We start from the raw sequence: 19,750 nt of genomic DNA, 5'->3' as shown, positions 1-19,750 counted from the left end.
GTCCAAGGTTGGAGGGGGCGGTTATTAGCTGCATGGGCAGGGGGGTTGCATTGGGTAGGGAACTCCAGAGTCCCGCAATTGAAAAAATGTTCCTAGCATCGAGATAGATAGGCTTCTCGCTTTCATTGGTACATTGCCATGGGCTGCAAGAATTGGCATTATTTTGCCATGACTCCACCAAGCTGGTAGGCATGTCGTATTATAGCTGTTCCGTTTGCCTAGCGACTAAATGCCCGTGGATCGGCTCCTTCGGCGGGTCCTCAGTCCCTTTTTTTGATCCCTCTATGTAGCGAGCATTACCGCCTGGAAGCAACAATCGAAGCTGTGGAAGCGTTTCTAGCAGATCAAAAGCTTTCTGAGCTCTGTGAAATTCTAAAAATCAGTGATGATATCTTCGACGTCATTAATTTGAGTGAAAATCAGCACTCAGATTTTCTTGCCTGGCTGTTCGACCCCCGTGAAGGTCATGGCCAAGGTGATCAAATCGTGCGAGATCTTCTCTTGAGTGCAACACAGGCCGTCGCTGAATGCGGTTTGGATGGAAGAAGCACCACATCCCGCTTTTTCGCCGAATGGCCACCTTCTCGAATTCGAACCGCTAGTTTTGGTACGGTATTTACTGCTCGCGAACTAGGGTTGAAGGCGACCGAGCGAGTCGATTTGTTCGTCATCGACCCAGATAACGAGTTCGTATTGTTGATCGAGAACAAAGCCGGTACCGCCCACAGTCAGGGTCAGTTAGATGGCTACAGGGCAAGTTGGCAAGAGGCGGTGGCGAACAATTCCCATCTGAAGGATTACAATAGTGTCTATATAGCGCTGGATCGAGATTTCGTAGGTGGTGACTGGTCGGAACGTCCCTCCAACGGCTATTGGCTGCACCTTGGATATGACTGGCTAAAAGCATCCGCCGACCGTGCATTGTTGCACGTTGAACGTGGCAATGCGGCAGCTAAGCTGGTAGTGAGTTACTGTAACCGACAGACCGATTGGGAAAGCCCTTCAAACCAGCGAGCTGTTACGTTAGCTGCAGAATTGCACCAAGTTCACAGTGTTGCCGTACGGCATATGCTTGAAACCACGCTTGGGCGGCTGGAAAGGTACTGGCTGCACGACGGCAGTTCCAATCACATGATCTTCATGCTTCAGAACAAAGCCGCCTTTTCGTTGCTTCGTGAAACTCAAGGTATGGCGTCTATAAAAGAGACCTTGGTGAACAAGATCCCTGGTCTCACTCGCGATCATATTCAGCACGCACGTGCTTGGCTGGATCTGTGTCCGCTAGGGTGGGAACAGTTCGAAGGGAACGATTGGTGGCCGGTGTACCTCCATGTAAGTTATTCGGACAGCACAAAATCCAAATACGATGTAGCACTGATTCTCGATATAGGGTATGCCAAGTCGGAGGCGGACGGGGAGCGATTGCGTGAGCAGCTTAAATTATTTGATAACCGCTTTGGGAAGCGACAAGGGGATTCCTGTCGCAAGGTTATGCTTCATAGAGAGCTGAGTGTTGTAGAACTTGCTCGAAAGTTACAGGAGCATGCAGATCGGTTGAAAATGCTTTGCGTGTAGGGTGAGAAGGAAACTTTCGTCATCACCTAAAACATGTTTCTGTATCCAGGAGAGGGCGAGCGTCAGTATGTAAATATTCATCCCAAGGAATTTTGCAGGCGTTCGATGTGATGTCCGGTGAAACTGCAGTTTAAAATGCTTAGTGGGGGGTCTGTGGTCTTTCATTTCTTGCGCGGTCTCAGTGATCGTCTTCGGGGCGTCAACTGTTATGAACAAAGACCTGTCAAAGAATCATGGGAACTGGTCCCGCTTACCCCTCAATACATGGAAGAAGAGCATGGCGGCTATGTCGACGCTATCGAAGTCGCCCTTGCGGAGCATCAAATCCGCAACATAGCCCTTTCTGGTAATTACGGGGTCGGCAAAAGTAGTATTATGCGGGAAGTTGCACGTCGACAGGATAAACGTATCGTAGAGCTCTCGCTGTCGACGCTTGCACCTATCGAAGCGTCTAAGCTTGATAATTCGATTCCTATACAAGCTACCACTCCTACGAATCGTATCCAGCAGGAGATCGTCAAGCAACTGCTCTATCGAGAATACCCGAGCAGAACTCCCGGTTCACGCTTTCGGCGTATTGAGCGTTTCCGATGGTGGAAGGCGGTTGGAACGTCGATACTGGTAGGTTTTATCGTTTCTGTAATATTCCTGCTGACAGGGTGGACTTTAGAGATTGCCTCTGTATTTACGCTTCATGTAGATATAGGTGTGTGGGTGCATCCTGTTATTTGGAGCGTTTCGGCGCTGATCATCCTGATGGTGAACTGGTTGTTCTACGGGAAACTGCATATTCAGCAGTTCTCGGCAGGGTCTGCTACTGTCACGCTAAGCGAAAGCGCTGTTTCGTACTTTGACCAGTATCTCGACGAGATCGTTTACTTCTTTGAAGTCTCAGATCGCGATATTGTTCTTTTTGAGGATATCGACCGATTCGATGATACTCATATCTTCGAGACGCTCCGTGCGCTGAATACTCTTTTGAATGCCTCACCTCAAATCAAGAAGCCAATCCGGTTTATCTATGCTATCAAAGATAGTATTTTCGATCGCGTCGGCGTCGAGATAGAAGGTCGTAGGCAAAATATAGAGGCGTTCCCGACGGATGATCCGGCGCAAGTCGAGGCCATACGCGCCAATCGCACGAAATTTTTCGATCTGGTCATACCCGTCGTTCCCTTTATCACTCACCGTAGTGCTCGAAATTTGGCTCTACAGTTGCTTGGTCAAGTCGATCATCGGGTTGCCCCGGAGCTACTCGACTTAGCCACGCAGTACGTACCAGATATGCGGTTACTCAAAAACGTTCGAAACGAATTCGTCGTGTTCCGTGATCGAATTTTCTCCGGTGATGGCAAACAGCTCAAGCTGAATGAGACGGATCTGTTTGCGATGATGCTCTACAAAAGCACACATCTAGCCGATTTCGAAACTATTCGGCTCGGCCACAGCAAGCTGGACTTACTCTACAGACTGAGTCGTGAATTGGTGACCCAGAATATCAAGCGAATTGAGGGAGAGCTGCGCGTGCTTCGCCGGCAGCTAACGCGGATCAACGGCGCTTCGAAGCGCAGTACGCAATTGGGCGAGCGCCTGATTGCGCATGTACAGCGGACCGCTGAAGCGGCCGCATTCAGCATTCAGGATCCAACGTACTCGTTCGAAGGCGTTCTAAAGTCTGTGGAAGACCTCAAGGGAGCGCAGTTCTGGTCAGACTTCGTCTCCTCAGACGAAGACTCGGTACTCGAATATAACGCCTCATACTACCGTAACACGCTATCGTTCACTCGTGACAGTCTTGCAGCAGCGCTCGGTGATCCGCTAGACGCCGATAGCTGGAATGAAGCGGATCATAAAGCGCTTACTGAGCAGATTGATGAGAAGATGGAAAGCATCAGATTTCTTCGAAGTGCCAGTTTTCGTGACCTGATCGAGAGACCGCACTTTCTTGTTAAGCATAATGAGAGCGAGCAGTCCTTCGAGATAATCGCAAAGACCATACTAACGCCGGGGTTGGCATACAACATCGTTCGCGCCGGGTACATTAATCGTAATTTCACGCTCTACACGTCAACCTTCCACGGAGATCGTGTGGGTGCCGCTGCCACAAACTTCATTATCCATCACGTCGAGCAAGACGTGATGGATCAGCATTTCGAGCTTACTCCTGAGGACGTGGACGCTGTCGTCCGCGAGCGAGGCAAGAGTACACTAAAGGAACCTGCGCTCTACAATATCGCTATCTTGGATCATCTTTTGATTAACGATCTCGACTCGGCTGATATTATGGTCCGCTCCCTAGTCAGCCTTGGGAGCAGTCAGGCTGAATTTCTCCAGTCGTACCTTACCACCGGCAATGAGCGCCTACTGCTTATCGAACGCTTAACGGTCGTGTCTACGCAGGTGCTCACTTATCTCGTGAATCAAGCGGAGCTGGACGATTCAGCCCGACTAGCGCTTGTGAATGTAGCACTGGCAACCCTGACCTCTTCTAAGCAGCGGGTAGATTCTGGAGTATCGTCGTACCTGTTGGCCCAGTATGCGGAATTCCTCGCTCTCACTTCCGATACTACCATTTCGGCGCAAGCCGAACACATTAGCGTACTCTTTAAAGAGGCGGGTATTGCTGTGCCTCGCTTAGAGCTGTTGGGCCAAGAAGCACGTACGTGGTTCGTATTTCGCGATTTATATGAGATCACGTACCAGAACCTTGCGCTTGCCATTGACAACACATCAACCTTGGCGCTTGATGTCATCCGCAATCGGAGCAAAATAGTGTATGGGTATGTACTCAGGCACCTGGATAAATACTTGAAGGCTATCGACGGTATGTCCAAGACTGTAGATTCCAACGAATGCTTTCCCGCAGTGATTGAAGATGTGCTTTCGCGAAAAGGTTCCAGTCTTAGTGAGGTGATTAAGAATGCCACTTTACATTGTGAAATTGTAGATATTGCACAGGTGTCCGAGGGAGCGTGGCCGGCGCTGGTCGAACATAGGCGCGTTCCACCAACTTTTAGTAACATAAGCCGCTACGTTTCGTCTTCTGGAGGGGTTGATGCGCATGTGGCGAAAATCCTAACAGCCTCTCCTAAGATCACTGGCGCAAATACTGCTGACGAGGAGTCTAAGGTGGCTTTGGCAGCAGCAATCCTGGCAGCGAAGGATCATCTGCCATCCTCTGTGCTTCGTACAAAGCTGGTCGAGAGCTTGAACATGCAATACCACCTTGAGGTGGACGAAATTCCCCCGGAAGCTGGCGACCTTTTCGCTCAGTTACTCAAACGTGACATCATCGCGGATGACATAGCATCCTATGAGCATTTGGCAGCCACTGACTGGTCTACGCGCAAAGCGTTTATCCGAGAGTCGCAAAATTTTTCGAGCTTCATGACCCCGGCTTTGGTGAGGCTGGATCTGGCTGAGCTTTTAGAAAGCGGTGAAATCGACTCGTCGATCAAAAATATTATTATTGGCCAAGCTACTCAGTATGCGCAAATGGCGGACTTCGCAGGGCTAAATGGCTTGGCACTATTCGCTAGCCAGAGCGGAAGTGAACTGCCTCTCACTGTTGTACAAAAAATGGCGCAACAAAATGTGTCGGCTCAGCAGATTTTACTGATACTAAAGCCGCACCTATATTTGATCGGGCGTGATCAGCTCTTCGCTATCCTGCGAACACTTGACGGTGGTTATCCTGAACTAACCTGCGTTGGTCATTGTAAGTTAAGAGTGCCAGATACGCTTGCCGATCGCGAGCTCTTGGAGCGTCTTCAGCGTGAGAAAATAGTCAGTAGTTATGAGGTTAGGAAGGGCGTTATTGAGGTTAATAGGAGGCGTAAGTGAAATTGCATCGTCTGAATCAATTAATGAGTGATGATTAAAAAGTTCTGGATCAGTGGTTTCGGATGGAAGGCTATCAATGTATGCATACTTCAGTTGGCTAATGATTTTTCGATCCTAAACCAAAGCGGATGGCCGTCATATCCTTGATGGCCTTGCAAGGCTTATTTCGAAATACATGTACCCACTGATGTTGTTTGTCAGATATGCAGCTACTGATGAGAGCTTGGATGAAAAACTCTACCGCATCGTATCCCAATGGTGGATGCCGATGTTAGTATTTAGTTCGTGAGAGCTACAGCCTGATCCGGAAATGGTAACTCGGCGCTCTGCTCAGTTTTGCTAACGCGGGGCTTCATATGATCCTTGTTCTTATTATCGGGATGTTGGCTTTTTGCTCGGGGTATCTGGTTTCCGTCGAGGACAGATTACAGAGGGACCATACATTTCATCCCTTCGATGTGTTCAACAATTTTCGGGCGTCGCCAAGGTGCCGGAAAAAAATGGCTTATGTCGGCATGTTCATTTTTGTCTTGGCTGGTGTGGTTTACTTTCTTGAGCCGGAAGTCAACTACTCCTCCAGGGACAAGGTCAAGGCATTGGGCGAGGTCATGCTGCTTTGGTCATTCATGTTTTACGGCTATTGCCGCGAACTGGAGTTCACCAAGTCGGGAGTTCTCCTGCGTCGCTGCAGTGCATGGACTGCATTGAAGGAACAGAGTGGTATTCTTTGGCTTTCAAAGCGCTTTTGGCGACCTTCAAAATTCTGGCCGTTTTTGCGTTTTTGTATGCGATCAAGCGCATTTGACTGCCGCGTGCGATACCTGATCTGGAACGATACTGATCACCAACGGTGAGGCGCTCCGCCAGAGGATCGCATTGCAAACATGTCGCGCTCCACTGCAACGCGCAGCACAGCAATATGCTCGATTTCAGAACGCAAAGCCGACCGGCAATAGGTTCCAAGCGCAGGACCGGCGCGGGTTGTTGCGACCGCGATTACGTTGCCAAGCGTGAAGTCAGTAGCACGCACTGACTTCACCACGCCATCGCTTGGGTTTACTTGGTGGAAGTGAAACCGGCGAAGCGCTTGTTGAAGCCGGCAATCCGTCCTTCTGCCTGTGTTTTTCGGACTTGCCCGGTGTAGACGGGATGTGAAGCGCTCGAAACGTCAAGGGCGACATACGGGTACGCTTTGCCATCCGTATGCGTCTCGGTTCGAGTCGTTTCCACGGTCGAGCCGATCAGGAAATAAACGTCGGCGGCTGTGTCGTGGAACAGGACTGTCCGATAGTCCGGGTGAATGCCAGGTTTCATGGTCGGGATCTCACTTCGTTTATAGATGTTATATCGTAACATTCCTGTGCGCAGCGGTCCATGGCTCTGTGCTGATTCGCTGAGAGCAGCTATCACAGCCGGAGCTCATCGCGGACGTCTGCCTGTAGGGCTTCCCATTGGAGCGTTCTTCATTGGCGCGATTCACGGAATCGCGCCACAGATTGCGCCACAGATTGGCGCGATTCTCGAAATCGCGCTCATTACCGATGCAAACGCAGCCAGCCGTTGCGGAACAAAGCTGGTCAATCCCGGAGACAAGCTTGCCGACGTTTTACAGTCATGTGGCAGTCCCGTTGTCCTAGCCAGCGACGGTCCGGTGATACGCAACAACGGTGTGCCACGCAAGGGCTCGCAGAAAACCAATGTGGTTGTCTACGGCCCGAACGGTGGTGCCTACCAGTACATGCTATTCATCAATGACGAGTTGGTCAGGGTAGATCTTCGTCGGGAGGCGCCTGCTGGAAACATCCTTAGATGGTGAGCCGTCTTGCTATCTACGCGTGAGTACGGCACTCAGGAAAAACAGTCAGTGATTCTCAGGTCGCAACGCGTACGGACCGGTTTCACAGCAAGTTGAAAACTCCTGTCTCCCCAGTCTGCGTGTCATAAGCGACCAATGCTTCTTGAACGGCATCTGCACTGCACAGGATTTGACCCTGATTGTTCCAAATGGACGAGCAACCTGCCGCAACATAGTCGTCGGCGGCCCCTACGCAGTTCGCCATCACCACGGTCATGGAATGCTTTTCAGCGATCATCGGATAATGAGCTTTCGCCAAGGTCGTACCGCGCTCAGACTTCGCCACGCTTGCCAGATACACCTGAGCACCCGACTGTGCAGCTTCTTCGGCGTGGCTTGGTTGCAGTGATTCGTAGCAAATGGCAGGGGCCAGGACAACGCCTGCGTGGTTCAGCACATGCTTTCGGCTACCTGGGGTGAAGAACGGTAATTCGTCGGCATGCAGAATCTGTTTTGAGTAGCAGGTACGCGGCTGTCCAGGCTGGAAACTGATCATGCTGATTTCGATACCCTCACGTCCCTGGGTGGGCGCACCCACGGCGATGAGCATCCCATATCGATCGCTCAGTTGCTGGAACTCATCAAGACGGCTGTCGCTCGCATCTATCGCCAAGGCATCAGCCAGCCTTGGCTCGTAACCAGTGAGCGAAAGCTCGGGAAAGAGCACGAGATTTGCGCCCAGATTTGCGGCCTGCCGGATGGCAGCCATATGTTTGGCGATGTTTGCTTCACAGTCGCCCGGTACGGGGCGAATTTGCGCGGCGATCAGCTTCATTTGCTCTTTCTCTTCAAAATGTAGTGACGGCACTGAGGCGAATGAACCTGTGCCAAGAGCGAACTCAAAAAATACAGGGCTAGCTTGCACCAAACTGTGCGCTGATCGCCCAGCTTCTCTGCAAGCCGCTCAAGTTTCAACGCCTGGCGTGGATAGCGTATTACAACAATCTATTCGCAGTCCGGAGCTTCTCCATGTTCGCCCACTTGAAAGTCCGCACAGGCATGATCGGCGTGTTGGTGTTATTCGTCATCGCGCTGATGTTCTCGATCGTCAACAGTTGGTCATCGGCGGTGCGCAGCTACGACCAGGTCGACGAGCTCAGACATACTTCACAACAGATTGACGGTATCAACAATTCGCTGCTGTTGGCCATCCGTACCAGTGCCAATGTGTCATCGGCCTTCATCGAAACCGTGGGCGGTCGATTCGAGGATGCGGAAGCCCGGCTGGTGCGCAGTGAAGGCATCTGGAACGATGCCATTGCCAAACTCAATACCTCGACGGCCGATATTCGCGACCCGAAACTTCAAGCGCTCGCCGACGACTTGAAGGCCGCGTTCGCCGAGTACGGCACCGCCATCGTCGGCCAGCGCGCCGCCACCCGCGCACGCTCGGCGGACCAGTATTTTGTGGTCAACATCAGCGCTGGCAAGGGTATGACCAAGCTTCAGGAAATCCGGGTGAATCTGGTCGGTGCCCTGGATGCCCGTGCCGCTGAGATCAACCAGGACGCCAGTGACCGCCTGGCAACCGCCAAGCGGCTATCCGTGGCACTGGCCTGTATCACGCTGGCGCTCGCGGTGATTTGCTGGATGTTCATCTCCGGCCGTGTACTGCGCCCGCTTCGTGAAGCCGGTGAGCATTTCAAACGCATCGCCAACGGCGACCTGACCCAGGAGGTCGTGGCCCCGGGCCGCAACGAGATCGGTGACTTGTTCGTCGAGCTTCAGCGCATGCAAGCCAGCCAGCGCAACACCTTGATCCTGATTTCCGGTTCCGCGACCCAACTGGCCTCGGCGGCCGAAGAGCTCAACGCGGTGACCGAAGAAAGCAACCGTGGCCTGCAGCAACAGGACATGCAACTTGAACAAGCCGCCACTGCAGTCAACCAGATGACCAGCGCCGTCGAAGAAGTCGCGCGCAATGCCGTGTCCACTTCGCAAGCGGCGACAGCGTCAAACACGCTGTCGGAGAAAAGCCGTCAACAGGTTCGCGAAAACATCGCCGGTACTCAGTTGATGACAACTGAAATCCAAGGCAGCGCAGAGCGTATCCAGCACCTGGCCGGCGAAGTGCGCAACATCGGCAAGGTACTGGACGTTATCCGTGCGGTGTCGGAGCAGACCAACCTGCTGGCCCTCAATGCCGCCATCGAGGCCGCCCGTGCCGGTGAGGCGGGGCGCGGCTTTGCCGTGGTCGCCGATGAAGTGCGCACGCTCGCCTATCGCACTCAGGAGTCCACCCGCGAGATCGAGCAGATGATCGGCAGCGTGCAGACCACCGCCGAGCAAGCTGTCGACTCGATGCGCGATAGCACCCTGCGCGCGCAAGGGACTCTGGAAATCACTCAAGCCTCCGGCGCGGTACTGGAAGACATCTTTGCTGCCATCGGCCAGATCAATGAACGCAATCTGGTCATCGCCAGTGCCGCTGAAGAGCAGGCTCAGGTCGCCCGTGAAGTGGACAGCAACCTGGTCGCCATTCGTGACCTGTCCGCGCAGTCTGCGGCCGGCGCCCTGCAGACCAATGCGGCGAGCCACGAGCTGTCGCGTCTGGCGGTCGAGTTGAACGACCTCGTGTCTCGTTTTCGTACCTGAGTGAACCGAGATCAGATGTATGCTCCGACCACCCGCTTTACGGTGGTCAGCGCTTCACGCAGGGTCTCCATGCTCACCGAACCGAGCGCCAGCCGTATGGCATGAGGGACATGAGCCGAGGTGCAGAACGGCTCGGCCGTCGAAACCGACACGTGTTCGCGCATCAACTCCAGGGTGACTTGGTCCGCTCTTGCGTCCTCCGCCAGCGGCAGCCACAGAAAGTACGAAGCGGGATGACGTATCACGGGCAACCCTGACAGCAGCGAGTCGGCCAACGCCTGCCGGGCTCGGGCATCTGCGCGTTTTTGCGTTTCCAGTGCGGCGACCGTGCCATCGTCGAGCCAGGCGCAGGTGATGGCCGTCATGACGCCGGGTGTGTTCCAGGTCGTGGCCTTGACCGTGCGCTTCAAGGCGTCCAATCGGTCCATCGGCGCTGCGACGTAGCCGACGCGCAATCCAGTGGCGATGTTCTTGGAAAACCCCGACACATAAAGGGTTCTTTCAGGCGCCAACTCGATGATCGGCGGCGGCGGATCCTGCGCCAGAAACGCATAGGCCGCATCTTCGATGACTATCAGATCATGCGCACGGGCGGTCGCCACCAGGCGCTCGCGCTGATCGGCAGGCAGCACCCAGCCCAATGGGTTATGCAATGTGGGCATGGTGTACACGGCGCGCACCGGACGACGGCGGCAGAGCGAGGCAAGGGCATCCAGATCCGGTCCTTTGGCCGTGACAGGAATGGGCACCACTTCAAGGTGCAATGTTTTGGCCAGCAGCTTGAACCCCGGATAGGTCAGTGCATCGGCCGCAATCACGTCCCCCGGTTGCAGCAACGCCATCAGGCTCACCGCCAGACCGTGTTGGGCGCCACTGACAATCAGAATCTGCTCGGCATCGACCTTGACGCCACGTTGGAGCAGATGACGAGCGATGGAAGCCCGTTCGTGCAAGCGCCCCGCATGTGGCTGATAGCGCAAATGAGCTTCCAGGTCGCCGGACAGCGCCAGTTGGCGCAGGGCGCCGCGTAACAGGTCGGCCTGCCCTGGCATGGCTGGATAGTTGAAGTTGAGGTCGATCACGCCCGCAGCAACGTCCGGCTGATCGATGCCTTGTCCGGGCGGCAACGACGTTTCGCGCACGAACGTCCCGCGCCCGGTTTCCCCGCTGACCAGTCCCATGACTTCCAATTCCGCGTAGACCCGGCTGGCAGTGACCAGGGCCAAGCCATGGGTGGCCGCAAGTTGGCGGTGTGTCGGCAAACGCGTACCCGGCGGCAAACGCCCGGCGCGGATATCGGCTGCAAAGGTGTCCACCAACGACTTGTACCGGGAGCCAGCCATCTCGAAATGTATCCATGACAATTTTTTGATTGTCGTGATAGTCGGTCATAGGATGCGCTGCACGCAACTCGGCGCGGAGTGGATACATAATGGAACGCACCTCTAACCAGAATATGGCAACAGAGAAACCCGCGAGCGGTGTGATCAATGGCCTCATCGGTGTATTGATCTTCAGCGGTTCGCTGCCTGCTACGCGTATCGCGGTGCTGGAATTCGACCCGGTCTTTCTGACCGTGGCGCGGGCAGCCATCGCCGGCGTGTTCGCGCTGTGCCTGCTCTTGCTGTTCAAGCAAAGGCGACCGGCTCGTCGGCAGATACCGTCGTTGATCATCGTGGCGATGGGCGTGGTGATCGGTTTCCCGCTGCTGACGGCCTTGGCGTTGCAATACGTAACGTCGGCCCATTCCATCGTGTTCGTCGGCCTGCTGCCGCTGGCCACTGCCGCGTTCGGTGTCCTGCGCGGTGGCGAACGTCCTCGGCCGGCGTTCTGGTTTTTCTCGGTGCTGGGCAGTCTGCTGGTCGTCGGGTTGGCCGTCAGCCAGGGACTGACCGCCTCGCCGACCGGCGACATTCTCATGCTTTTGGCCATTCTTGCCTGCGGCCTCGGCTATGCCGAAGGGGCAAAAATTTCCAAAGCATTGGGTGGTTGGCAGGTGATCTGCTGGGCGCTGGTGTTGTCGCTGCCGGTCGTGATGCCTTTGACGGCATGGTTAGCGCCCGTGTCGTTTTCACGCATCAGCACCCCGGCCTGGCTGAGCCTGGCTTACGTGTCGCTGTTCAGCATGCTGATCGGCTTCGTGTTCTGGTATCGCGGCCTAGTGCAGGGCGGCATCGCAGCGGTCGGGCAGCTTCAGTTGCTGCAACCGTTCTTTGGCCTGGCGCTGGCCGCCGCACTCCTGCACGAACAGGTCAGCCTCGGCATGTTCGGCGTCACCGTTGCGGTGATCCTGTGTGTCGCCGGCGCCAGGCGTTATGGCCGGATCAATCCTCTTCCTTCACGGTAGCGACTTCATCCGCCTTGATTCTTACCTGCTTGCCCGAAACATCTTCGAACTCATAGAAGCCATCTTTCGTTTTGGTGTCAGGTACATCCTTGGTGATGTACTGTGTGCCATCCTGCAACGTGACGACGGTGTTGGTGGAGCAACCGGCCAACGTGGCGGCGCACAGAAACGCAGCGCCATAGTAAAAAGTTTTCAGTTTCATGAAGTCGACCTTGTTCTGGATGTGCGAAGTTATCTGCGTAAACACAGAGTTCGATGCTCATGCCTTGTCCGAGTTCCAGAACGGCCGGCTCGTCGATGGTCCGCCCAGAGCAATCGGATACATTCACGTCGCGTGACTGGAGGACCTATGTCCCACTACTGGCGGCATCCCGCGGTTCCGCATCTGGAAATCCGCAACGTCGAAGACGGTCGCCGTTTCAGCCACGCGCGCCATTCACATTCGACGTTCTCGATTGGCGCGATTACGCAGGGGCAAAGTACTTACCTCAATGGCGACAGTAGTCGTTTGATCGGCGCCGGAAGTGTAGTACTCATGAACCCCGGTGCAGTGCATGCCTGCAACCCCGTCCATGAACAGCCCTGGGCATACCGCATGTTCTACGTGGATGCCCAGTGGCTTGCGGCGCTGCAACAGCAACAACGTTCTGGTACACAAAAAGGCTTCGTGCCTTTTGCGCAAACCTATAGCGCCGACGTCAGCCTGTTCGACGATTTGGACGATCTGTACCACACGCTCACCGCCGACGACTGCACGCCGAACATCATGCAGGGTGCGGCGCTGAGGTTTTTCCAGCGACTGATAGCAAGGCTGCAACCTGTTAGTAATGACGCCCGGTGTGAGCCGCAAAAAATGGCCCAGGCAGCGGCATTCATCCGCGAACATTGCGCCAGTGAGTTGCGTCTGGAGGACATCGCGTCAGCCGTACAGCTGTCGCCTTCTTACCTGATCCGTGCCTTCAAGGCGTGCCATGGGCTCACGCCTCATGGTTACCTGATCGACTGTCGCCTCCAACTTGCCCGCGACCATTTGCGCCAGGGGGAGGGCATTGCCCAGGTCGCCGCGCGCGTGGGCTTCGCGGATCAGGCGCACTTGCAGCGCTTGTTCAAGCGCGCCCTGGCGACCACGCCCGGGCAATATCGCGGCGTGCCTACTCAAGCAGCAGATACACGGCGCAACCCCCGAGCAGCGCGGCCATGACCCGATTGAAGCCGCGCATTCTGGTGCGGCTGTTCAAATACTCCCGCAACGAAGCACCGGCCCAGGCCCAGCTGGCCAGGGATAGCCAGCAGACCACCAGATAGACCAGCGCGAAGACCCACACCATCCGCACATCGCCATCGGCGACAAACGCGCCCATGCCCGCAAGGCACGCTAGCCAGGCCTTCGGATTGAGCCATTGCATCAGCGCGCCCGTGAAGGCAGAGGGGCGCGCTTGCGCCTGCACGGAGTCCACTCGACCATCACTGGTTGCCAGCCTGTAGGCCAGGTACAGCAGAAAGATCACGCCAGCGATGCGAATGACCTGGGTCAGCCATGGCCAGCGGTTCAGCACTTCGTGCAGTCCCAGGCCGATGAGCAACAGCAGCAGAATGAACCCCAGGGTCGCTCCCGTGACATGGGGCAGGGCGGCCCGCACTCCGTGGCGTGCGCCACAGCTCAGGGAGACAAGGTTGACCGGGCCGGGGCTTATGGAGGAGGCCAGCGCAAAAACGGCCATGGAAACGACGATACTCATCAGGCACCTTCAATACGGGTAACGGAGCACTGACGGTAAAGATCATTGCTGGGCCCGTATTGAAGGAAATCGCCCTTGGGGGGTGGGGTGTGAACGGTTGATTTGCTGGGTTGTGAATTGGACGTATCTCATCCTGAAAGGGAGACCCACTTCATTTGATCGGATTTTCCGATTTGCAAAGCTTTAGGGCGATGCTGTCGAACTCTCTGTCGAAACTGGCGTTTTCTGCAGCGCTCAGAAAGCCTTGCTGTTGTACGAATTGGTCGGTTTGACGACGGATGGTCTCAACGCGCTCGATCATATGGTCGGCTTCAGCTTGGGTAATCTTGCGGGCTTTTCGCGTGGTTCCGATGTCCGCACTCAGAATGTTGGCTCGAACCGAGATGTGGGCTTGTCGGGGGTCGGTGATCTTTCCGCCTGTTTCGCCCACCAGTTCGCGTTGGGCTTTGATGTTGCAGCTGGGCAGGTCAAGACTCTGTTGAGCGGCCGAGGCGTTCAGGCTCAAAACCAGTAGCGAAGCCAGGATGCTGTATTTCATGAGTGTATCCAGTGTGGGCCGGTGGGTGTCGGTAGGGTTAGGCCGCAAGGTACATCGACCGGTTCCCGAGGGAGGGCCAGCGCTGTCGGCAGTTCACCTTCGCGGCACAGGCACTAGGCCTGATACCCTGATGAGCTACCCAAGCTCAAGCCCCGCTGAAAAGGAATTCATCATGCTAGAACGTAACAAGCTGGTCCCTGAATTGATGGTCACTGACCTGAATACCAGCTTGGCGTTCTGGGTGTTTTGCCTGGGTTTCGAAGTGGCTTATCAACGTCCAGAGGATGGCTTTGCCTACCTCGATCTGAACGGCGCTCAAGTGATGCTCGAGCAGACAGATCCGGACGCCGGCCAATGGCTCACTGCGCCGTTGAGCAAGCCTTTTGGAAGGGGGATCAATCTGCAGATCGATGTCGTCGCCGTCGCGCCGATCATTCACAAACTTCGCCAAGCCGGATACGCGCTTTACCGCGAATGTGCGGACACTTGGTATCGGGTGGACGACGGCGAGGTTGGGCAGCGAGAGTTCATCGTGGAAGATCCTGATGGGTATCTAATTAGACTGGTTGAGCGTTTGAGGCAGCGACGTATCGCTTCGCTTGGGTAAATGTGATCGAGTGTACGTATGCATTGGCAGATTCGAAGCGAACTAACCGGGAGACACAGGTTTGAGTTTTGATTGCCAGTCCAGGTCGAATTTGAGCGGTACGGGACGGCTTTTGGCCGATTGGTGCTTGTAGCCAAGGGCGGAAAGCGACCCATTTCTGCCGTCTTCCACCCTTGGAAGGGTGATAGACGACAGTCATGAGCCTAGTTGTTCGCCCCATGACACTCGTCAGGTAGCAAATGGATGCATGAACCGCCTATGATGAGCAAACAGTCGCATTTTGCTTTTGCTTTTGCTTTTGCTTTTGCTTTTGCTATATTGCTGGCTCTTAGTTGATATTGCCGTTTAGGGCTGAAGTTTATGGGGTTCTATGCGGATATCTAGGTCTTGGAAATCATCTCATATAGGCCAGTTGAAATGCGTCCATAAAGCCGGTGCTCTAAAAGTCAATGTGATAAACTTTTGCTTTTTTCAAAAAATTTGCTAGTCTTGTCGAAATCCAATAAAGGTTTGTAATTATGCACTTAACTCCTTCTGATCCAGATATTGCAACGCTTTATCGAAAGATACGAGCTGAACGGCTTGATCTCCAGCCAAATTTCCAAAGAGGTGAAGTCTGGGGCAAAGGAAAAAAACAAAGACTAGTGGATAGCGTTCTCAGGGGTTGGCATATTCCGCCGATTCATGTGATACAAGTTCCAAACAGTGAGCGTCAAGAGGTTCTGGACGGACAGCAGCGATTAGCTGCGATTAGAGACTTTATGCAAAATTCATTTCCGATAAATGGTGAGCAGGAACCTATAGAGAGATCTATACTTGAGCTGGATGGATTGTTTTGGGAAGATCTCAGTGAAGAAATACGGGGGAAGTTTGAAGATTTTACAATAAGGGTTCTGACCATATCTGACTACAAGCCCCGAGAGCCAGGTGAACTTTTTTATCGTCTAAATCAGCCTACAAATCTCACATCCGCAGAACAAAGAAATGCCTATTTCGGCGAGGCCCGCCAGCAAGTTAAAAATCTCACTGAATTTATGGAGGAGAGCGGTTTTAGTCGAGAGCTTATGGGTTTTTCAAACTCGCGAATGGCGTATGACGATATCCTAGCGAAGTTTTTGCTCACCTTAGAAAGTGGGGCTTTGACGAAAAAAATTACGGCGAACACTGTTACAAGTCGATACAGAGAGTCAACAGGTTTCTCCAATGATATGATTCAAGCTTCAATGAAGTGCTTACAGAATCTAGGTGATTGCTTGGCAAGTAGAGAGTATCCTAGTAAGTTGAATAAGGCGACGATATCGTCTTGGTTGATATTCATATATCGCGCAATCCGAATAGGCTTAAAGCCATATACAGTCGTAGAGTTTTTTTCTCAGTTTGAATACCTGCGTGAAAATCATGAATATGTTATTCAGAAGGATTCAATTCCCACTGGCATGACTCATGCATTTTTGTTGAAGGTTATGCAGATTTATCAAGATCGAGCTAGTTCTCGAGTCGCTGATACGAGTTCTGTGATATTTCGAGATATGATTCTTTGGGGTATGTATGTGTCTTTTTATCCGGAGGAAATCTGGCAAGATAAGTCACTATTGGAGCTTCATAAAAATTTTTACTATCTTAACTCAAAGCATGATCAAGGCATTAGTGAGGGGTCTTTGAGTAAAGTAGCCCGCGATCTGCGCTGGGGGGATGAATTGTGATTGTATTAAAGGAGGCTAAAATAGATGACCATTGGAAAAACTTCGCCCGGCGAAACTACACCGTTAAATTAAATCAGCTTCGGATTTTGGATCATGAGGTCTTCGAGAAAAGAAATTTTGATCTTTTAGGGGGGGTTAATATATTCGTCGGTAGAAATGGAGTTGGCAAAAGTAATCTGATGCGATTGCTTTATAATTGTTTAATTGCAGAGGAAAGCAATCGTATAGCTTTTTCGACGCCATTAATCAGTAAAGCAAAGATTGAACTGGACTTTCAAGTAGAGGCGCACACAGCCACGAGAAAGCTACACGTTGTTCCCGATGAAACGATGGATGTTGGAATAACATCCTTCATGTTCGACCCGTGCACTTTGATTCCGCTATTTCAGCAAATGCTGTCAGAGCAGTCAAATTTCTTCGAGCTAATAGAGCAGCATGGACAGAGTACTGCAAATGACGAAGAGCTCAAGCTCATAAATTATTTGACAGGAAATGAGTACTCAAACATAGTATTTACTACTATTGAAGGGGAGTTTGATCATTATCCTGCTTTTCCTTATTTTAGTGTGCAGTTGGGTGATATCAAATATGAGAGCTCTTCAATGGGGATGGGAGAGCTTTCACTGTTTTATTTTTGGTGGCTCGTGAGCTATATGGAACGTGTTGACGGGCATAAGATTCTATTGGTGGAAGAACCAGAAAGTTTTTTGCCGCCTGCTAGCCAGACACGCCTAGCTAACTTGATAGCAATGACGTGTGCCACTCAGGGGTTTAGCTTGGTTCTTTCAACTCATTCAGAACACATTCTAAGTCGCATGCCTTCGACAGCAATGCATCTCCTGCTACGTTCAGAAAACGGGGTATCTATCTATCCAGTCTCTAACGGAGATGTCTCGCATATAGAAAATTTAGGCTTGGTGGTACCCAAGCTCGGCATGCTATTTTTGGAAGATGTATGTGGAATTATATTTGTTAAGTCTTTATTTAACAAAAGTAAAGAGTTTTCTGTAGGTAATTTCTATTATCACAATTCCGGATCGGAAAGTGAGGTAACGACAGATATCAAGCGCTTGGCCCCGGCTCAAAAAGGATGGTTGTTTGCAGGGGTGTACGATGGTGATTGTCGAACAAAAAAAATTCCCGTACCTAAAGGAGGTAAGCATCTTTTCTTGCCCGGCGATAAGCCTCCAGATGAGTTGATGATGATTTATTTTAAGCGTAAATCCTCCTTGGAAATCTCTCGACTTCTAATGAGGCCTGAAACTTTAGTTGTCCAAGCGAAAGCTACCGCAGCCGGATCAGATTTCCATGATTACTTTCATCTGGTAGGAGGAGTTTTAGGGATGGACTTTAATAGGGTTTTTTCGTTTGTGTGTGATGTCTGGGTAGATGATAATTCAGCTGCACTAGAAGCATTCTCGAAGGAAGCAGGTGAAGCTTTTTTTGGTTCTAGACGATAGCTATTCGCTCAATAGTGTTGTCTGGGTAGGCGTGTGAGGAAATCGGGCGTAGATTCAAGTTTTATAGGAGTCGGCTCCGATTTCTCCGCTAATTGTAAATTTATCCGGTTAGATATTCAGCCTTCAGCCTTCAGCCTTCAGCCTTCAGCCTATAGTTATTGGAGTGCTCAATTTGATTAATCAAGTCTGCTGTGGTAGTCAATTAATTTACCGGTCGTATGAGGTTTTTGAACGATGGTTGACTTTGTAAATCACCGGTAGGCTTATCTGTCTTAGGGAAGCGCTACCGCATCGCTTTTTCAAGTAAAGATGATTGCAGTAAGTTGATCTATTAAGTCAAATCGACGGTTTTGTAAAAGCATGTATATCATAAACACTCTTTAATCCCGATCTGGGCTCGTTCGAATAAGAAACCTTCGAAGGCCTCAATTAGTCCGAGTGATCCAATAGTGGGGATACGTTATTCGACATCACTCTTGTACATCGCTGACCAAAGGCGCCCATGCAACCAGCGCCTTACCAAACGCACAACGCTGATGTCGACCTTCACCACCAACGGCTGCACCCACCATCCCAATCGGTCGGTCCTTGTCGAACGCCAGCCAAAATGCTGTTCCAGCGGACGACGCTCGCTCTTTCCATTGCTCGTCAGTGTACTGAGCCGCAGTCTGATAGCTCACGCCGAACGCCGTCGGCGTGTCCAAAAGGGCCGCAAGCCGTGTGTGTTTCAACAGCATCCAATCCGCTGTTTCAGTCAGTCGAATATGCATCTCACACCGGCGCCGGGCTTTGCAGCAGCGGATACAACGACAGCACCAGCAACGCCGCCATGCTCCAGTTGAACAGTCGCAACCAGCGCGGTACTCGCAGCACGTTGCGCAAGACGCTGCCGAAGCCGGCCCAGACGCACACGCTGGGCAGGTTGACCAGTGCGAACACCGCAGCGATAACCATCACGTTGTAGACGTAGCCCTGCGCCGGCACATAGGTAGTGATGGCGCCGACCGCCATTACCCAGGCCTTGGGATTGACCCATTGGAAGGCGGCGGCGCCGAGGAACGTCATGGGCGTGCTGTCCTGGCCTCCTGCTTCGCTCACGCTGCCTGAGGTGGCGATGCACCATGCCAGGTAAAGCAGGTAGGCCGCGCCTATCCAGCGCAGGGCAGTATAGGTCCAAGGCACGGCGGTGCAGATCTCACCCAGGCCAAGCCCGACCGCCAGCACCAGCAGCATGAACCCCAGGCTGATGCCCAGGGCGTGGGGAATGGTGCGCAGGAAACCGAAATTCACCCCCGAGGCCAGCAGCATGGTGTTGTTCGGGCCGGGGGTGATGGAGGACACCAGAGCGAAGAGGGCGAAGGCAGGCAGCAGGTCGATGAGCATGTCCGTATGGTCTCTGGAATGTTGTAGAAGTGAAAGTACCTCACGACCCGGCCAGCGATACTGTACAGACAATGTTGAATTCACCAGTACACACTCACAGCCACT

General features: G+C 53.0%; 17 protein-coding genes and 1 pseudogene. 10 read left to right on the top strand and 8 right to left on the bottom strand.

Going from position 1 to position 19,750, the window contains the following annotated elements; translation table 11 throughout:
- Positions 1 to 324: 324 nt before the first annotated feature.
- The 3 genes from AC788_RS02040 (at position 325) to AC788_RS02030 (ending at position 6,272) form a co-directional block, all read left to right on the top strand.
- Positions 325 to 1,575 carry a PDDEXK-like family protein gene (locus AC788_RS02040; RefSeq protein ID WP_236690443.1) on the top strand — a complete coding sequence of 417 codons (1,251 nt, stop codon included), beginning with the start codon at positions 325 to 327 and terminating at the stop codon, positions 1,573 to 1,575.
- A 117-nt stretch (positions 1,576 to 1,692) separates the two neighbouring features.
- Complete coding sequence (locus AC788_RS02035; RefSeq protein WP_236690442.1) at positions 1,693 to 5,418, top strand: YobI family P-loop NTPase; 3,726 nt, start codon at positions 1,693 to 1,695, stop codon at positions 5,416 to 5,418.
- 500 nt (positions 5,419 to 5,918) lie between these two features.
- Positions 5,919 to 6,272 carry a hypothetical protein gene (locus tag AC788_RS02030; protein ID WP_152965681.1) on the top strand — a complete coding sequence of 118 codons (354 nt, stop codon included), beginning with the start codon at positions 5,919 to 5,921 and terminating at the stop codon, positions 6,270 to 6,272.
- 202 nt (positions 6,273 to 6,474) lie between these two features.
- Here the strand turns inward: AC788_RS02030 and AC788_RS02025 are convergent, their stop codons facing one another.
- Positions 6,475 to 6,732, bottom strand: a complete 258-nt coding sequence (locus tag AC788_RS02025; RefSeq protein WP_049858980.1) for a type B 50S ribosomal protein L31 — start codon at positions 6,730 to 6,732, stop codon at positions 6,475 to 6,477.
- A 25-nt stretch (positions 6,733 to 6,757) separates the two neighbouring features.
- On the opposite strand from AC788_RS02025, the gene AC788_RS21150 reads away from it, so the two are divergent.
- The gene (locus AC788_RS21150; protein WP_082223538.1) at positions 6,758 to 7,234 is read left to right on the top strand and encodes a DUF2845 domain-containing protein; all 477 of its coding nucleotides are present in this window, start codon (positions 6,758 to 6,760) and stop codon (positions 7,232 to 7,234) included.
- A gap of 82 nt (positions 7,235 to 7,316) precedes the next feature.
- Here AC788_RS21150 and AC788_RS02020 read toward each other — a convergent pair whose 3' ends face one another.
- Positions 7,317 to 8,048 (bottom strand): carbon-nitrogen hydrolase family protein, encoded by a 732-nt coding sequence (locus tag AC788_RS02020; protein WP_049858965.1) that lies wholly within the window; start codon positions 8,046 to 8,048, stop codon positions 7,317 to 7,319.
- Between the two features lie 194 nt (positions 8,049 to 8,242).
- Between AC788_RS02020 and AC788_RS02015 the strand changes: the two genes are divergently transcribed.
- Positions 8,243 to 9,868, top strand: a complete 1,626-nt coding sequence (locus AC788_RS02015; protein WP_049858964.1) for a methyl-accepting chemotaxis protein — start codon at positions 8,243 to 8,245, stop codon at positions 9,866 to 9,868.
- A gap of 11 nt (positions 9,869 to 9,879) precedes the next feature.
- Here the strand turns inward: AC788_RS02015 and AC788_RS02010 are convergent, their stop codons facing one another.
- Positions 9,880 to 11,211, bottom strand: coding sequence for an aminotransferase-like domain-containing protein (locus AC788_RS02010; protein ID WP_049858963.1), 1,332 nt, complete (start codon positions 11,209 to 11,211; stop codon positions 9,880 to 9,882).
- An 89-nt stretch (positions 11,212 to 11,300) separates the two neighbouring features.
- Here AC788_RS02010 and AC788_RS02005 point away from each other — a divergent pair, with 89 nt between their 5' ends.
- Positions 11,301 to 12,215, top strand: coding sequence for a DMT family transporter (locus AC788_RS02005; protein ID WP_049858962.1), 915 nt, complete (start codon positions 11,301 to 11,303; stop codon positions 12,213 to 12,215).
- On the opposite strand, the gene AC788_RS02000 is transcribed toward AC788_RS02005, so the two are convergent.
- Positions 12,193 to 12,417, bottom strand: coding sequence for a YgdI/YgdR family lipoprotein (locus tag AC788_RS02000; RefSeq protein ID WP_049858979.1), 225 nt, complete (start codon positions 12,415 to 12,417; stop codon positions 12,193 to 12,195). The two genes, AC788_RS02005 and AC788_RS02000, sit on opposite strands and share 23 nt — an antisense overlap.
- Before the next feature lie 147 nt (positions 12,418 to 12,564).
- On the opposite strand from AC788_RS02000, the gene AC788_RS01995 reads away from it, so the two are divergent.
- The gene (locus tag AC788_RS01995; RefSeq protein ID WP_049858961.1) at positions 12,565 to 13,416 is read left to right on the top strand and encodes a helix-turn-helix transcriptional regulator; all 852 of its coding nucleotides are present in this window, start codon (positions 12,565 to 12,567) and stop codon (positions 13,414 to 13,416) included.
- On the opposite strand, the gene AC788_RS01990 is transcribed toward AC788_RS01995, so the two are convergent.
- On the bottom strand, positions 13,367 to 13,954 hold the full coding sequence (locus tag AC788_RS01990) for a LysE family translocator (RefSeq protein WP_049858960.1): 588 nt from the start codon (positions 13,952 to 13,954) through the stop codon (positions 13,367 to 13,369). The two genes, AC788_RS01995 and AC788_RS01990, sit on opposite strands and share 50 nt — an antisense overlap.
- A 151-nt stretch (positions 13,955 to 14,105) precedes the next feature.
- Entirely contained in the window at positions 14,106 to 14,492 is a 387-nt protein-coding gene (locus AC788_RS01985) for a hypothetical protein (RefSeq protein WP_049858959.1), read from the bottom strand.
- 172 nt (positions 14,493 to 14,664) lie between these two features.
- Between AC788_RS01985 and AC788_RS01980 the strand changes: the two genes are divergently transcribed.
- The 3 genes from AC788_RS01980 to AC788_RS21145 all read left to right on the top strand — a co-directional run bounded on the left by AC788_RS01980 (position 14,665) and on the right by AC788_RS21145 (position 18,262).
- A complete protein-coding gene (locus AC788_RS01980; RefSeq protein WP_049858958.1) occupies positions 14,665 to 15,099 on the top strand; it encodes a bleomycin resistance protein in 435 nt (144 codons plus the stop codon).
- A 518-nt stretch (positions 15,100 to 15,617) separates the two neighbouring features.
- Positions 15,618 to 16,802: a DUF262 domain-containing protein gene (locus tag AC788_RS01975; RefSeq protein WP_082223537.1), complete on the top strand. Its 1,185-nt coding sequence runs from the start codon at positions 15,618 to 15,620 to the stop codon at positions 16,800 to 16,802.
- A complete protein-coding gene (locus AC788_RS21145; RefSeq protein WP_152965680.1) occupies positions 16,799 to 18,262 on the top strand; it encodes an ATP-dependent nuclease in 1,464 nt (487 codons plus the stop codon). The genes AC788_RS01975 and AC788_RS21145 overlap by 4 nt, the downstream gene beginning before the upstream one ends.
- Positions 18,263 to 18,798: 536 nt before the next feature.
- On the opposite strand, the pseudogene AC788_RS01970 reads toward AC788_RS21145, so the two are convergent.
- Together AC788_RS01970 and AC788_RS01965 are read right to left on the bottom strand one after the other, a co-directional pair.
- Positions 18,799 to 19,032: pseudogene (locus AC788_RS01970) on the bottom strand (GNAT family N-acetyltransferase); the annotation flags it as partial.
- A 1-nt stretch (position 19,033) separates the two neighbouring features.
- A complete protein-coding gene (locus AC788_RS01965; protein ID WP_049858956.1) occupies positions 19,034 to 19,645 on the bottom strand; it encodes a LysE family translocator in 612 nt (203 codons plus the stop codon).
- Positions 19,646 to 19,750: the final 105 nt, after the last annotated feature.

This window comes from Pseudomonas sp. RIT-PI-a, from assembly GCF_001187875.1.
Classification (GTDB): Bacteria; Pseudomonadota; Gammaproteobacteria; order Pseudomonadales; family Pseudomonadaceae; genus Aquipseudomonas; species Aquipseudomonas coleopterorum.
Note: the sequence above shows the minus strand (reverse complement) of the source record. Positions and strands in the feature narration are given on the sequence as shown.

Coding starts and splice junctions, on each gene's coding strand:
- AC788_RS02030 (WP_152965681.1), top strand. CDS start 5,919: ATGGCTTATGTCGGCATGTTCATTTTTGTCTTGGCTGGTGTGGTTTAC.
- AC788_RS02025 (WP_049858980.1), bottom strand. CDS start 6,732: ATGAAACCTGGCATTCACCCGGACTATCGGACAGTCCTGTTCCACGAC.
- AC788_RS21150 (WP_082223538.1), top strand. CDS start 6,758: ATGTTATATCGTAACATTCCTGTGCGCAGCGGTCCATGGCTCTGTGCT.
- AC788_RS02020 (WP_049858965.1), bottom strand. CDS start 8,048: ATGAAGCTGATCGCCGCGCAAATTCGCCCCGTACCGGGCGACTGTGAA.
- AC788_RS02015 (WP_049858964.1), top strand. CDS start 8,243: ATGTTCGCCCACTTGAAAGTCCGCACAGGCATGATCGGCGTGTTGGTG.
- AC788_RS02010 (WP_049858963.1), bottom strand. CDS start 11,211: ATGGCTGGCTCCCGGTACAAGTCGTTGGTGGACACCTTTGCAGCCGAT.
- AC788_RS02005 (WP_049858962.1), top strand. CDS start 11,301: ATGGAACGCACCTCTAACCAGAATATGGCAACAGAGAAACCCGCGAGC.
- AC788_RS02000 (WP_049858979.1), bottom strand. CDS start 12,417: ATGAAACTGAAAACTTTTTACTATGGCGCTGCGTTTCTGTGCGCCGCC.
- AC788_RS01995 (WP_049858961.1), top strand. CDS start 12,565: ATGTCCCACTACTGGCGGCATCCCGCGGTTCCGCATCTGGAAATCCGC.
- AC788_RS01990 (WP_049858960.1), bottom strand. CDS start 13,954: ATGAGTATCGTCGTTTCCATGGCCGTTTTTGCGCTGGCCTCCTCCATA.
- AC788_RS01985 (WP_049858959.1), bottom strand. CDS start 14,492: ATGAAATACAGCATCCTGGCTTCGCTACTGGTTTTGAGCCTGAACGCC.
- AC788_RS01980 (WP_049858958.1), top strand. CDS start 14,665: ATGCTAGAACGTAACAAGCTGGTCCCTGAATTGATGGTCACTGACCTG.
- AC788_RS01975 (WP_082223537.1), top strand. CDS start 15,618: ATGCACTTAACTCCTTCTGATCCAGATATTGCAACGCTTTATCGAAAG.
- AC788_RS01965 (WP_049858956.1), bottom strand. CDS start 19,645: ATGCTCATCGACCTGCTGCCTGCCTTCGCCCTCTTCGCTCTGGTGTCC.